This is a genomic window from Chitinophaga sp. SYP-B3965, from assembly GCF_009647655.1.
Taxonomy (GTDB): domain Bacteria; phylum Bacteroidota; class Bacteroidia; order Chitinophagales; family Chitinophagaceae; genus Chitinophaga.
This window is the reverse complement of sequence record NZ_WJFD01000001.1, coordinates 464,959-478,459: the sequence shown is the minus strand read 5'-3', so window position 1 is coordinate 478,459 and position 13,501 is coordinate 464,959. Positions and strand designations below refer to the sequence as shown.

At 45.6% G+C, this 13,501-nt stretch carries 14 protein-coding genes; 9 read left to right on the top strand and 5 right to left on the bottom strand.

Going from position 1 to position 13,501, the window contains the following annotated elements; all coding sequences use genetic code 11:
- The 3 genes from GFS24_RS01835 to GFS24_RS01825 are packed head-to-tail and all read left to right on the top strand — an operon-like array spanning position 1 to position 4,877.
- Positions 1–201 carry a hypothetical protein gene (locus tag GFS24_RS01835; RefSeq protein WP_153657866.1) on the top strand — a complete coding sequence of 67 codons (201 nt, stop codon included), beginning with the start codon at positions 1–3 and terminating at the stop codon, positions 199–201.
- 29 nt (positions 202–230) lie between these two features.
- Positions 231–1,424 (top strand): hypothetical protein, encoded by a 1,194-nt coding sequence (locus GFS24_RS01830; protein ID WP_153657865.1) that lies wholly within the window; start codon positions 231–233, stop codon positions 1,422–1,424.
- A gap of 36 nt (positions 1,425–1,460) precedes the next feature.
- Positions 1,461–4,877 (top strand): hypothetical protein, encoded by a 3,417-nt coding sequence (locus tag GFS24_RS01825; RefSeq protein ID WP_153657864.1) that lies wholly within the window; start codon positions 1,461–1,463, stop codon positions 4,875–4,877.
- Positions 4,878–5,353: 476 nt separating this feature from the next.
- Here the strand turns inward: GFS24_RS01825 and GFS24_RS01820 are convergent, their stop codons facing one another.
- Positions 5,354–6,343 (bottom strand): GlxA family transcriptional regulator, encoded by a 990-nt coding sequence (locus tag GFS24_RS01820; protein WP_153657863.1) that lies wholly within the window; start codon positions 6,341–6,343, stop codon positions 5,354–5,356.
- A gap of 111 nt (positions 6,344–6,454) precedes the next feature.
- Here GFS24_RS01820 and GFS24_RS01815 point away from each other — a divergent pair, with 111 nt between their 5' ends.
- The 6 genes from GFS24_RS01815 (at position 6,455) to GFS24_RS01790 (ending at position 11,302) form a co-directional block, all read left to right on the top strand.
- Positions 6,455–6,841, top strand: a complete 387-nt coding sequence (locus GFS24_RS01815; protein ID WP_153657862.1) for a DoxX family protein — start codon at positions 6,455–6,457, stop codon at positions 6,839–6,841.
- A gap of 98 nt (positions 6,842–6,939) precedes the next feature.
- Positions 6,940–7,428 (top strand): DinB family protein, encoded by a 489-nt coding sequence (locus GFS24_RS01810; protein WP_153657861.1) that lies wholly within the window; start codon positions 6,940–6,942, stop codon positions 7,426–7,428.
- Positions 7,429–7,445: 17 nt separating this feature from the next.
- Positions 7,446–8,297, top strand: coding sequence for an AraC family transcriptional regulator (locus GFS24_RS01805; RefSeq protein WP_153657860.1), 852 nt, complete (start codon positions 7,446–7,448; stop codon positions 8,295–8,297).
- A 111-nt stretch (positions 8,298–8,408) separates the two neighbouring features.
- On the top strand, positions 8,409–8,855 hold the full coding sequence (locus GFS24_RS01800; RefSeq protein WP_153657859.1) for a DUF6265 family protein: 447 nt from the start codon (positions 8,409–8,411) through the stop codon (positions 8,853–8,855).
- Positions 8,856–8,949: 94 nt separating this feature from the next.
- Positions 8,950–10,662: a sensor histidine kinase gene (locus GFS24_RS01795; RefSeq protein WP_153657858.1), complete on the top strand. Its 1,713-nt coding sequence runs from the start codon at positions 8,950–8,952 to the stop codon at positions 10,660–10,662.
- A complete protein-coding gene (locus GFS24_RS01790; protein ID WP_153657857.1) occupies positions 10,655–11,302 on the top strand; it encodes a response regulator transcription factor in 648 nt (215 codons plus the stop codon). The genes GFS24_RS01795 and GFS24_RS01790 overlap by 8 nt, the downstream gene beginning before the upstream one ends.
- A gap of 92 nt (positions 11,303–11,394) precedes the next feature.
- Here GFS24_RS01790 and GFS24_RS01785 read toward each other — a convergent pair whose 3' ends face one another.
- From GFS24_RS01785 to GFS24_RS01770, 4 genes are all read right to left on the bottom strand, one after another.
- Entirely contained in the window at positions 11,395–11,772 is a 378-nt protein-coding gene (locus GFS24_RS01785; protein ID WP_153657856.1) for a VOC family protein, read from the bottom strand.
- An 11-nt stretch (positions 11,773–11,783) separates the two neighbouring features.
- A complete protein-coding gene (locus tag GFS24_RS01780; protein ID WP_153657855.1) occupies positions 11,784–12,317 on the bottom strand; it encodes a DUF4199 domain-containing protein in 534 nt (177 codons plus the stop codon).
- Between the two features lie 122 nt (positions 12,318–12,439).
- On the bottom strand, positions 12,440–12,898 hold the full coding sequence (locus GFS24_RS01775; protein WP_153657854.1) for a response regulator transcription factor: 459 nt from the start codon (positions 12,896–12,898) through the stop codon (positions 12,440–12,442).
- Positions 12,899–12,918: 20 nt separating this feature from the next.
- Entirely contained in the window at positions 12,919–13,491 is a 573-nt protein-coding gene (locus GFS24_RS01770; RefSeq protein ID WP_153657853.1) for an NADPH-dependent FMN reductase, read from the bottom strand.
- Positions 13,492–13,501: the final 10 nt, after the last annotated feature.

Genomic DNA, 13,501 nt, shown 5'->3' with positions numbered 1-13,501 from the left:
ATGGCAAAAGAAAAATTAACTCCTGCTGGTTTACCCGAATCCGCTTCCACAGATGGCAACAACGGCCGTAAGGCTTTCGTTCCAGTTACCCCGCTCCAGCAATTTGAACTCTACCGCAAACTGCTCAGGGGAGATCAGGCCTTTCAATGGGTATTCTTTAACCTTGAACTCGAGAAATGTAATACCAATATCATCGGATAAATTTTAAATAACCCCTCAAAATAACTACCATGTTCAGAAGAATAGTTTCAAACGGCAATTCCTTCCAGGATACGTTATCCAACGATCCTTCCCCGGAATACATTAATACCGCCAACCAGCTCTTTCAGTTACACCCTACTGAATTGCACGCCTTGCTGGAATCCGCCTGGTCTTTCCGGGTAAGGGAAGAAAAGAACCCCGGCCACCCGGCCAATAAAACCTCGCTACGCGGCCTTCCGGACAGCGTTCTTGGATTGTTCGACAGCAGCTGGCAGAACGGCAACACCTTTGTTACACAGGTGGCTCCGTTCACTCAATGCACTGGTCACTCTTTATGGGACCACCTCATTTATGCATATGTGATTGAATCAACACAGGTATATAAAGTCTTCCAAAAACTCATCGAGAATTATGCGAAGGGAGATTTTGAGATCAATCTCCAGCCGGCGGTATTACAGTGGCTGCATAACACAGAAACATTGTGGTTTGCAGACCCGCCGGTGCTCTCTTCCTTTAACTTCGTAAGTAAGGCGCGCCCGGATATGATGCTCACCCGCCTGGGCTCTTATTACCGTTTCTTTGGCTTTGCCTTACCGGGAGAAGAGCAGTTGCCTTACTATAAAGCAAAGTCCGCCCACCTCAACTACCGCCGTTCTTTTGAAAGGTTTGCAGAAGAGATCTGGATTGGTATTGAGAATGAGGCCAACGTTACCGGCAGAAGACCTATTGATGATGCTGCCATTGCCTTCAGCGCTTACGAAATGCAGAAGAACTTCCTCTCTCAGCGTAATAACGGAGACATCACCAAACAGGAATTCTTCTTTGTATCCATGATGGCCTGGTTCCATCTTTCCCTGGAATACAACAGCCCCATCGTACAGGCTTTTGGTATCAATGAGCAAAGCCCTGCACAACGGCTTTTTGCACTGGCCAATATTGTAGGTGTTCCTGCAAACGGGCTCAGCGAAAACCTCTTCAGGCTGGGAGACAATATGAGCCTCCTGCTCACGCTCATTGAAACAGGTTTGTTCAATGATGAGCTGAACGTTCCTTCGTTGTATGAAGATAATTCCGCGCTCGCCAACATGATGAAGCAGATCATCTTTAACTATTCTCATGTTTCCGGCAATAACCTTAAAGCAAGGGCTGTTAAAACATACGACAGCATGCCGCTGCAAAAAGGGAATGGCATACTCACGAACGGCCAGGCAGTACAATCCTGATAACAAACATTATTCAACGCTATTAAATTCATATTTATGGACAACCATAAATGGGAAGGGTCTATCCTGGATAACCAGGAAGACTTCTCTCCTTTCCAGAAATTCCGGAAACGCCGGAGGGTTTGGTTCAGAAGGGAGGACGGCACTGAAATGGAACTGGAATCTCCTTTCCTGTTTCCGGTGCTGCAGCAGGAAGAAGAAAGGTTTGAATGGGATACACCAAAACCGCCTGCGCAAATCCCTGCTGTACCCGCAGCTATTGTAGAAACCTGGGGGGACACCACCACCATGCTGGATCATATTAAAAAGCTGGCACTTTCTGCATTGCCTGATCTTGCTAAAAAACCTACCGCTAAATGGACGGCTGCAGATAAGAAAACACTTAAAACAGTGTCCAATGGTGTGCGGAAGAAATTAGTGGCAGCACGGCATCAGTTGTATAAAAAAGGACCGTTGCCTGCTATTGGTTCTGTAAAGATCCCCTTTGGTTTCAAAGCACTTAAAAGGGGATTAAAAACAGATACTGCCCTCCTCCCCGCACCCCGTGTAGATACGGTACTGGCGGACCTTCATAACAAAGGCCTGATCAATATCACACAGGACCAGTTGGATGTTTTCCAGAGAATATCCAACGTGGAAACCAGCGGTATGATCACTACGCTCAACAGTTGGGACACTGCAGTGGTAAGTATTGGTTTCTTTCAGCTAACCCTTCATACGGGTAAACTGCAAAGATGGATCGCCATGGCACCCGCTGCTTTTAAACGTTATGGCATTGAATTACATGCCACCAATAAATATGCCTTCGATCCAACGGAAAAACACCCTGCCATTGGTAATGTGGAATATAAGGACAGGGCACAACTGCGCTTTTACGGGTGGGCAGAAAGATTTCATTACGCCGGCCTGGACCAGGATGTGATCATTGCACAGGTGAAATTTGGTATTAAATACCTGGAAGAACAAAAGAACACGCTGAAAAGGAGGTTGAAGGCCACCTTTAAACAAAAGAACACGGATATCTACGACCGGTTCATCAATGATCATTATAACAAGAGTGCATACATCCGCGGTTTATTCCAGGAGAGTTTGAATAACAATCCCGCCAGGGCTACGAGGGCTGTTTATAAAGCCATGACGGAGCCTGACACCAAAGACTGGCTGGAAGGATATAAGAAACGACTGATCGATGAGGATCTGAAGACCATTGTAACGAAGACTTCTGTGGGTACGAGTATTGTGTTGAAGAAAACGCAGCCGGAGCTGGGAGAGGATGCTTACGGAGAGTATGAAGATGCTTATGGTGAAGTGGAGGGTTCTTACGGTGAGATGGAAGATGCTTATGATGAGCAGGAGGATACTTACGGCGAGCAGGAAGAGTATGATGAAATGGAATCCGACGATGCTTCGGGCGAAGAGATGGAAGATGTGTATGATGAAATGGAGTCTGATGATTCAGACGAAAGCGAATTTGAAGATACAGATGATGAGCTTGAAGATGATGAATTTGAAGAAGCGGATGAAGAAATGGAAGATGAGGACGCAAGTGAAAATGAATTTGAAGATACTTACGATGAAATGGAGTCTGATGATCCCTCCGGTGAAGAAATGGAGGATGCAGATGATGAATCCGAATACGATGAAATGGAAGATGAACCTGTAACGGAAGAAATGGAGGAAGACCTCCAGGAAGAATATGAAACCAATGCGCCGGCTGGTATTACAGACTATCTCAGGGTAAGTGCTGTGAAAGGTTTAAAACTGCGCACCGGTATGTTCATCCCTCCTTCCTGTACACCATCTGCGAAAACGGACATCGTAGTGTACCTCCATGGGCTTTGGGGTTACGGCAGCCAATCCAACGGTATGGAATTATACTGGCAGCAGTATTCAAAGATCAGGCAACACTTTGCCAGCAGTAATAAGAATGCGCTCTTACTCGCACCTTCCCTGAGCAAGAACCCGCAAATAGCCACCTTGCTAAGAGCTAACTACGGCTTCGATAAATTCATCGACGCCTGTTTTAAAGCCATGAAAGCAGCTAAACATATCCCGGAGGATGCAGAACCAGGCAGGATCATTATAGCTGCGCATTCCGCGGGTGGCAGCCCCATGAGCGATATCCTCAACTATAAGAATAAGTTGCTGAGCCAGGTGGCAGAGTGCTGGGGATTTGATTGCCTCTATGGTTATAATTTTGAGAACTGGTTGAAAAAAGACCGTACCAAAAATAAACTCTATCACTATTGGGCATACAGGAATGATGGCAGGAAAAGTACGCCGGGCGTAAATGGAGATTCCCTCGCGAAACGCCATTCCAACATGCAGAACATTGCGCCAAAGCAGAAAGGTGTATATCATCAGGGGATCATGGCTCATGCATGGAAGTATGAACTCAACAACCGCCCATGGTTTGAGCCTGTTACCACGAAGGAACTGGATGAAGATGAAATGCCATCACCTGCCAAAGCATTCTCTATATCGTTATCCAATAAATCACTGGTGCTGGTTGCTGCCAATAAGAAAGAAAAGAAAGCGGAGGTAAAAGAAACGCCGGCCGTTTATCTGAAAGCCATCGTGGAAGATGCTGACCCCTCCTTTAAAGTGGGCAAATGGTTCGGCAATTTCACGGACTTTACTTTCCTCGGCAGGAAGCTTAATGACAAGCAATATATCCATATGGATATGGCTATCCTGCTGCAAAAGATAGAGGACTATTTCATGAAGGCCAAAAACACTACCAGCGCTAAACGGGCTGGTGATGCCCTGGGCCTTCCAATGGACAGGATTGCAGCTCACCGGCCCACTTCTGCTACTGCGCTCTATTCCTTTCACATGTTTGGCCTGGCTGTGGACATTGATTATAAAAGGAATCCCATGATCCAGAACCGTGGTGCTTTCGATTCATTTATGACAAAGGTAGGCTGGCTCACGGCAGGGAAAACTATCCCCATGGCTAAATGGAGCATGCCGGGATCAACGAGCCAATACCTGAAATTGTATGATCAGCTCAGGGAGTTAAACAACCATTTCATTCTGTATTTCTCTTACCTGAAAGATCATACTGCTTTGCAGGCGAGACTGGATGTTGCACCGGCTAACACCTGGGGTAAGGATAAAAAGGTTTCCTGGCAAGGGATGAGCTTAAGTGATGCTGTGGCGCTGATCCAAAAGGATCTGAGAGAAATCTCCAAAGCCTGGCAGGGAACCAGGACCGAACCTGAGAAGATCTTTTCCGCTTCCGGATTCCTGAGTCATTCCAGGGAATTCGTGAAAGGCATGGTGGATCATGGTATGGATTGGGGAGCCTGGTATGGGGACATCATGCATTTTGATATGCGAACAACGGGCTCAGGTGCTAAAATGATAAGCGCCATTGGAAGGTATAAGAACAAAAAAACAGCAGAAGCGAAGGTGAAATTCAAAGCCCAGCAGGCAGCTGTTACTCCATAACAACAATATCTATTTGCTGAACAAATAGCCCCAAAAGCAACTGTCAGGCGAAAACCTGGCAGCTGCATATTAAAGATCATCAGCAGGCAGGTGGAATCTACTGCTGAGCAGGAAAACGCGAACGTGGCATCAATTGGAACCTGGTGCTGCAATAACAACTTCAGCAGATAGATTTGACTCTATTACTGAACAGGTAACAAAAAAGAGTTACTCGGTTGAATCAAAGCTGAATAGGTACAGGGATATAATGTCCGGTTTCGTCCATTCTTCGGCATCTGTACCCCACGTCCTTTTCACACACAGACGGGTGCATCTTTGCTCATACGCCAATAAAAGAATTGGAAGAAATGATCCACGGGATGCAGACCTTAGCGATCGTGGTTTCAATAAACGGTTCCCCGTTAGGCCGGACCTTATTCAGCTTGTTACTTAAAAAAAGCGGTATGTATCTTAAAGATGCATACCGCTTTTTCTTATCAGGAAGCATATACAGCGGCTTCCTTATTATATTTATTCCTGTATTCTAATGGAGACAAACCTGTTGTTTTCTTAAAGATGGTCCTGAAAGCTTTGGTATCATTGTATCCCACATCCCACATGATCTCATTGATATTCTTACGGCTGGTTTCAAAGCTTTTCTTAGCGGCTTCTATCTTCACCCGTTGAATATATTCAGATACTGTATTCCTCGTTGCTTTTTTGAACCTTCTTTCCAGGCTTCTTCGGCCTACAGCAAACATGGCAGCCAACTGATCTACAGTGATCTTATCGGAGAAATTAGCTTCTATGAATTCCTGTGCTTTTAAAACAGGCTCATCCAGGTGATCCCGCTGGCCATTGAACACAATGAAAGAATTCTGGCTGTAACGGTCTATTTCTATTTCAAAATATTTAGCAGCAAGGATAGCTGTTTCCCGGTCTGTATATTTTTCCAGGATATGCAGCAGCAGGTTCCAGAAAGAATTGGCACCACCGCTGGAATAGATGCCGTGTTCATCTGTAATGATCCTGTCCGGCACCAGGTTCACATCCGGGAATAATTCCCGGAATTCTTCTGTTGCCAGCCAGTGTGTGGAACATTTACGGCCTTTCAGCAAACCGGTGGAAGCGAGTAAAAATGCACCCACGCAAAGGCTGGCTACTTCTGTACCGGTTTTATAATTATCTACGATCCAGGGGAAGAATTCTTTATTAGCTTCAATCACTTCCTGCCTGTCTCCATTCACGGCGGGGATAATGATCAGGTCTGTATGATGAACATCTTTTATCAGCAGGTCCGGATACACTTTAAACAACCTGTCGTACACCTGTGGTTCTGCAGTGATCCCTACCATCTGCACTTTGAATAAGGGTTTCTTTCCCATGCTTTGCAGGAAATCATTCGCTTTCGTGAACATGATGAATGGGCCTTCTATACAGCTCAGGGCTGCGGCGCCACTTGGAACGAGGATAGATATGTGTTTCATAATTCAAAAATAGGCTAAATGCTTGTCGCATCCAACCCCTTTAAATGACGTTTTTCCCCCCTCCTTAATTCATCTGACGCAGTTACCTTTGAATGCATAATCCTAACTTATATGAAAAAACTAAAAATCATCTACTGGATCTTTACTGGCCTTTTAGCGGTATTAATGTCCATCGGCTCTATTCCTGATATCATCATGATCCCGGAAGCCAGGACATTGTTCCAACACCTGGGTTACCCGATGTACCTCTTACCATTTGTAGGCGTTGCAAAAATACTGGGTTGTATTGCCATCGTTGTTCCGGGATTTAACCGGTTGAAGGAATGGGCCTATGCCGGGTTATTCTTTGATATCACCGGCGCCTTGTACAGTCATATTACTGTAGGCGATCCTGCATCAGTATGGTTGCCATTGCTGATCGGTTATGTATTGATCTTCGGCTCTTATATCTACCATCATAAGATATTGAAAGCTAAGGGACTTACCTACGCTATTTAATCAAAGCCCTACGGGGCTTTTTTTTTGCTTTTTAAAACTCCTGCTGACATAGGGCTGTCAAACCCCGTTCGTTCCTTTGTATCATAAACAGACAAACTATGGAACAACAAACACCCGTGATCTTTGCTGAGCAATTACTTGTACACTGGCAAGGCCACCGTTCACTGACCCGCCGTATTATTGAAGCTTTTCCGGAAGAACAGCTGTTGAATTATTCTATTGGCGGCATGCGCCCTTTTGCAGCCATGGCTATTGAACTGATCAGGCTGGCTTCTTTAGGTATAACCGGCATGCACACCGGCGTATGGGATGCATATGATAGTCCTCATATTGAAAAAGATGCACCAGTGCCCTCTAAAGAAGTGATCCTGCAACTCTGGGATGCTTTAACGGAAAAGATCAATACGATCTGGCCACAGATCCGTCCGGAACGTTTCCGTGAAATAGACAAAGCTTTTGGGATGTATGAAGGAGCGGTTTCAGACCTGATGCTTTATTGGGTGGATAATGAGAACCATCATCGTGGCCAGGCTTATGTATATCTCCGTTCATTGGGCATTGAGCCGCCGCCATTCTGGGATAGATAATAATCTTACATTCGGGTATGATCTTTAAACGTATCCTTCCGCCTCCCGGGCTGGCGCGGATCATTGAATGTTACTGGATCGCTGAAAGTGAAGACGCCAGGCCCGCAAAAGAAAAGATCATCCCGGATGGATTTCCGGAGATGATCTTTCATTATGGAGATCCTTACCGCATCAACCTGCATCATGCTACCTGGGAACTGCAGTCACAAAGTTTATTAGCGGGGCAGATCCGCCAGTACTTTTTCCTGGAAAATACGGGGAAGAGCGGTGTGCTGGGCATTAAACTGCAACCCACTGCCCTCACATACCTTTTTGATATTTCCATGCATACCTTAACGGATAAGGTGGTGGACCTTTCGGTTATTATGGCTGTTCCTCTCCAATCCTTACTCTGCTCTCCGGCACCGCATGATGAAAAGATAACTGCCATCAATGAATGGATGGGCAGTTTTCCTCTGCCTCCGCAGGATCATGCGGAAAAAGCCATTGACCTGATCCGGGAACATAAAGGTGCTATCGCTGTGGCAGAGATCATTACACAATTGGGGATCAGTGAAAGACATCTCGAACGTTTATTTAAAAAATATGTGGGCCTCTCTCCCAAATTCTATGCACGCATTATCCGGTTTAATCACATCTTTCACCTGAATCAGGAACGGAACCCTACCTGGACGGACCTGGCTTTTAATGCAGGATATTACGATCAATCTCATTTCATCCGGAACTTTAAGGCGTTTACGGGAGAAGATCCATCTGGTTATTATTTTGAAGAGGATAATATGGCGAACTTTTTCCTGCAAAAAAGGCATAAAAAAACAGAGATGACCACTGGTAAACCCGGGGATGACACATGGATGGCCCATGGATGAGCCATAGATACCCCCACCCCTCCTGGTCAAATCGGCCAATTCGGCCAAAACGGCCAAATCCAGGTCGGGTTTGTACAATACATTGTAAATTTCAGCGCCTAATTTTACAGTATGAAAAAACTATTATCCATTACACTCCTTTTACTGACCACGCAGGCGATATATGCGCAGGACCTTTCCAAAGTGAGCTGGATGCTCGGGAAATGGAAAAGTGTAAACGCGAAAACAGGTAATACTTCTTATGAGAACTGGACCCGGATCTCTGACCAGGAATGGAGCGGTAAAGGTTTTCGTTTATCCCGTACTGGTACGGATACACTCTTTAGTGAAAAGATGACGATCCTTGTAAAAGATAACAACCTTTATTATGTAGCGGATGTGAAAGAAAATGCAGCGCCGGTGTATTTTAAATTCACCGCTATCAATGAACAGGGATTTACCTGTGAAAATCCGCAGCATGATTTTCCCAAAAAGATCAGTTACCTGCTGGAGGGGAAAAAGTTAAAAGCCACCATTTCAGGGGATGGCAAGGAGTTCAGTTATTATTTTGACAGGTAAGTATTTTAACCAGAGGCAATTTCATTATATCTTCGTGAATAGCTAAGTACTATCACGTAGAAATAATATCCCTGTATGCACTAATATTGCCTCCTTGAACAGCATCAAACATATTGTACCCCTTACACTGCTGATCTGCTGGTTCTCCCCGGATCTTTCCGCCAACACTGCGGACAGCATATTTCGTGCAAAAGAAAAGCTCTCTGCCGGTTTGAATACAGCGGACAAGGCAGAACAGGCAAGGATCAGCCTGCAGCTGGGAAACATATTCCTGCTGGACGGCACGGGTGATTCCTGTCTTTTTTATGGACTTAAGGCCCTGTCTATAGCAGAAACCCTCCAACACGACAGCCTGGCTTCCGCGGCCTGCCAATTACTGGGGAACATGTATAAACTTCAACGGAAATACCCTAATTCCCATTACTACCTGGACAGGGGCATTGTTTATGCCCGTAAAGCACAGGGTGAGTTACTCCTCCTGCATGCACTGAGCAATAAAGCCATGTTGTATAACTGGGAGAATAAACCGGATGAAGTAATTGCCCTGCAAATGCAGATCCTTAGCGCCTTCGAAAAGCGAAAGGATACGTTGGCCATTGCCAAAACACATATGATACTGGCCGGTGCCTACAGCACAAAAAGAGATACAACGGCTGCCCGGCAACACCTGCTGTTGTTTGAAAAGGGCATGCGGCAGAAAACATACCTGCCCTTCACCAATGCTGATCTGCTCATGGTTGCCGGTTTGCTTCGCTGGGAACTGAGAGACACAAAGATAGCAGAAGATTACCTCCAACAGGTAATACCCATGGCCCTTGCACTGGATGCAAAATATATGCTGCAAAGAACGTATGATACTTTGCATGTGATAGAAACATCCAGGAACAACTATAAAAAAGCACTCGAATACAACAATCTCGCTCACCTGTACAGGGATAGTATTACCGGGGAAAAGAGCACACGTAATGCGCAGTACCTGGACATTCAATTTAAGACGGCCCAAAAAGATAAGGAACTGGCGGAGAACCGGCTGGCGCTTAAACAGCAGAATTTACTGATCGCTATTTTAGGCATCCTGGCTTTGCTGGGCCTGATCGTGTATGGTTATTTCCGGCATAAGCAGCAATTGCTGAAAGGCAAGCTGGTGAACCTCCGTCAGGAAAATAAACTGGGCCTGATGGAAGCTGCCATACAGGGAGAAGAAAGAGAAAGGGGTCGTATTGCCAAAGACCTGCATGACGGGCTTGCGGGTATGCTGGCGGCTGTGAAGATGCACTTTGAATCCCTGCAATATGATCACCCCGCGCTGAAAGATTCTGCTGATTTTGAACAGGTGAACCTCCTGCTGAACAACGCATCCGGAGAAGTGCGTAAAACTGCGCATAACCTGATGCCGGAGATGCTCACGGAATCCGGGTTGTATGAAGCGTTGCGGAAGTATTGCAATAATATCAGCATCAGCCGGTTCCGGATAGACTATTATACCATCGGAGAACTGACCCGCTTTCCACCCAATTTTGAAATATCGGTGTACCGCATTGTGCAGGAATTACTGCACAACATTGTTAAACATGCCCAGGCTACTTATGCTATGGTACAGCTTTGCCAGATGAAAGATTCCTTAACGGTAACGGTGGAGGATAATGGCGTGGGAATGGATGGACAGGCAACAGGAGATGGCATGGGAATGGAAAGCCTACGCCACCGGGTAGCCGCTATGAATGGCACCATCTGCTGGGAAAAGAATCAACGGGATGAAACCAGTGTATATATCGAATTTAATCTCAAAATTATTACGCATGCGTGAAGCTAAAATATCTGTAGCGATTGCAGATGATCACCTCATTGTGGTGAATGGCCTGAAAGCGATGCTGGCCAAAAGAACAGAACTGCACATCCTTTTTGATGCTGCCAATGGAGAAGAATTGCTGGAAGCACTTACTGTTCATCAACCGCATGTACTGCTGCTGGACATCCAGATGCCCGGCCTCTCTGGTGCAGAGCTTTGCCGGAAAGTACATAAAATGTATCCGGATGTAAGGATCGTGATCCTCACAAGCCATGACGATTCTCACCTGGTGCGCCTTATGATGCGCAATGGCGCAGCGGGTTACCTGTTAAAAAATACGGGCATGGCAGAATTACTGACTGCTATTGAATCTGTGATGGAAGGCAACCAGTTCATGGATGATCAGATCAAAAAGAACCTGGTGCATGAAGCTTTAACGGGGCAGCGGACCAGCCGTTATGAAATTCCGCTGACGCGCAGGGAACAGGAGATCTTGCGGCTTATTGCAGGTGAAGCCAGCAACCAGGATATTGCGGACAAGTTATCTATCAGTTTGCGAACGGTGGAAACACACCGGTTCAATATCACGCATAAACTGGATGTGAAAAATACGGCAGGGCTGGTAAAGGAGGCCATTAAAAGAGGTTTGATCGATTAATGGCCTCCGCGAATATAGACTGGCGGAGATTATAATTTAGCGCATGGCAGCAGCTACAGCTGGTGTAACTGGGTCAGGTTGCCGCAGTATGATCATAGCTGGTGTAACTGGATCAGATTGCCGCAGGTATCTTCAAAGATCGCTTCTGTTCCGTAATCTGTTTTCTTCGGTTCCTTCCTGAATACTACCCCCTTTTCTTTTAGCTTACTGTACTCCATCTCCATATCTTCCACAGAAAATACCATGCAAGGCAAATTAGCAGCATACAGCTGGGTCTGGTAAGTTTTGGCAATGGGATTATCCGTTGGCTCCAGCAGGATCAATGGGCCATCCGGGGCATCGGGCGCCGCCACAATGGCCAGCAAAGCTTCCGGCATAAACATCTTCTCCACAAAACCCAGCACTTCTGTATAGAACTTAAATGCTTCCAGGGGGTGATCCACAAAAATGCTAACCATTCCTATTTTCATACTATCTGTCTTTAATTAGTAACGAGAACTTTTTTCTTTTTTCTGAGGATAAGTGCGCTGATCAGCGAAATGAGCAGGCCGATCGGGAATACTTCCATATAGGTGAGCAGGACCAGCATGATCGGGCTCTTATACATATCAGCATACCAGTTCATCTCTTTTGCTTTTTCTGCTATTTCAGCTGCCGAGCCTCCTTTGGCTGTGACCTGCTGTATGTTATGCGCGACGAACTTTTCCATGAAATCAGGCACGAAAAGATAATAATCGATCACCCAGGTGAGTACATACATGGAAGAAGCGATCAGGGAGATATACAAACCGATCATAAAGGCTTTTCCAAATGTTACCACTCCCCCGTTGTGTTTGTCCCGGAAATTCTTTACGGCAATAAAGATCAGTGAAAAGGCAAGGAACATGCTGGCAAAACCCAGCACCATGTTCCCTTCAAAATTCTCCCTTGAGTAACACAGCGAGATAGAATACACTAAAACAATCGACAAGAAGGCGCCACCGATCAAACCGCTTACAAGAATGTTTTTTTTCATCAGTTGTAGTTTTAAGTTTTAAGGTTATGGCTCAAAATTGTGGGATTAAAATCTATTTCCCCTCATACTTAAGGATGATTTAGGGGTGAGAGAGCGATAATCACCCATAAGCATGAATAACACTATGGTATGATACTCAATCTTTTAGCTTTCTCGACGGCTTGTGTTCTGCGTTCTACGTCCAGTTTTTCCAATACTTTGGAAGAATGGGTCTTAATGGTATTGAGGGAAACAAATAAACGGCCGGCTATCTCCTGGTTGCTGAGGCCTTCTGCCATTAACTGTAATACTTCCAGTTCCCGCTTGCTTAAACGCAGCTTATTGAGCTCCTCTTCGTTCAGGGTAAAATCCTTTACATACACCTCTTTTTCCACCACAACTGTTTTGGGATTCATGAGCTTTACAGCCAGCCATATGCCAAAGGCCGTGAACAGCATGGCAATTGCGCCAATATAGAGTTCAAAGGAATAGTCTATTATAATAAACCTTAATTCCAGCCATTTGAGCAGGAACAACAATGCAGCCAGTGTAAGGCCATACAGGATGGTCTCTTTGTTCTTAATGAAGAATCGTTTCATCATCACCCTAAAAATAATACATTTTATGCCGGGAATAAAGAAGGAGCAGGCAGCAGGCCGGTAAGGTCTCCCTTGATCAGGGCTGCCAGCGATGTGATCAACTGTTGAATTTGCTGAAGGGTTACTTCATCTGTGATAACCGCCTGGTCATTCACTTTTACTTTAATCCCGGAGATCAGCAGTTGCGTATGGTCCGTTAAGCGGGCTTCGATGATCTGCAGGGTGCCTAACAATGACTGATGGCCTTTGGCGCCGGACAATGAAGCTGTAATGAGAGCTACCGGTTTCTTTGAGAAGTTCATGTCAGAAACTGTCCAGTCGATGGCATTTTTTAATGTACCTGGTACGCCGATGGCATATTCAGGGGTACAGATCAATACTCCGTCTGCCTCGTTTAATAGTTTGCGAAAAGCTATTACTTCTTGCGGAGCGGGTTCTATATCAGGATTAAAATGAGGAAGGCCGGTAAGCCCTTCAAAGATCTCTACCTGAAATATATCAGCGCTCAGGTTTGCAATTGCATGGATCAGGTGCAGGTTGGAGGATACTTTCCTGGTGCTGCCTGAGATTGCCAGGATCTTCAGTTTGTCCGTCATGGGGTCAAAT

What these genes read in the sequence shown, in the direction of transcription:
- GFS24_RS01835 (WP_153657866.1), top strand. Translation starts at nt 1, where the DNA reads ATGGCAAAAGAAAAATTAACTCCTGCTGGTTTACCCGAATCCGCTTCC.
- GFS24_RS01785 (WP_153657856.1), bottom strand. Translation starts at nt 11,772, where the DNA reads ATGAAAATAGGAATGGTTAGCATTTTTGTGGATCACCCCCTGGAAGCA.
- GFS24_RS01790 (WP_153657857.1), top strand. Translation starts at nt 10,655, where the DNA reads ATGCGTGAAGCTAAAATATCTGTAGCGATTGCAGATGATCACCTCATT.
- GFS24_RS01805 (WP_153657860.1), top strand. Translation starts at nt 7,446, where the DNA reads ATGATCTTTAAACGTATCCTTCCGCCTCCCGGGCTGGCGCGGATCATT.
- GFS24_RS01825 (WP_153657864.1), top strand. Translation starts at nt 1,461, where the DNA reads ATGGACAACCATAAATGGGAAGGGTCTATCCTGGATAACCAGGAAGAC.
- GFS24_RS01830 (WP_153657865.1), top strand. Translation starts at nt 231, where the DNA reads ATGTTCAGAAGAATAGTTTCAAACGGCAATTCCTTCCAGGATACGTTA.
- GFS24_RS01810 (WP_153657861.1), top strand. Translation starts at nt 6,940, where the DNA reads ATGGAACAACAAACACCCGTGATCTTTGCTGAGCAATTACTTGTACAC.
- GFS24_RS01815 (WP_153657862.1), top strand. Translation starts at nt 6,455, where the DNA reads ATGAAAAAACTAAAAATCATCTACTGGATCTTTACTGGCCTTTTAGCG.
- GFS24_RS01780 (WP_153657855.1), bottom strand. Translation starts at nt 12,317, where the DNA reads ATGAAAAAAAACATTCTTGTAAGCGGTTTGATCGGTGGCGCCTTCTTG.
- GFS24_RS01820 (WP_153657863.1), bottom strand. Translation starts at nt 6,343, where the DNA reads ATGAAACACATATCTATCCTCGTTCCAAGTGGCGCCGCAGCCCTGAGC.
- GFS24_RS01775 (WP_153657854.1), bottom strand. Translation starts at nt 12,898, where the DNA reads ATGATGAAACGATTCTTCATTAAGAACAAAGAGACCATCCTGTATGGC.
- GFS24_RS01800 (WP_153657859.1), top strand. Translation starts at nt 8,409, where the DNA reads ATGAAAAAACTATTATCCATTACACTCCTTTTACTGACCACGCAGGCG.
- GFS24_RS01770 (WP_153657853.1), bottom strand. Translation starts at nt 13,491, where the DNA reads ATGACGGACAAACTGAAGATCCTGGCAATCTCAGGCAGCACCAGGAAA.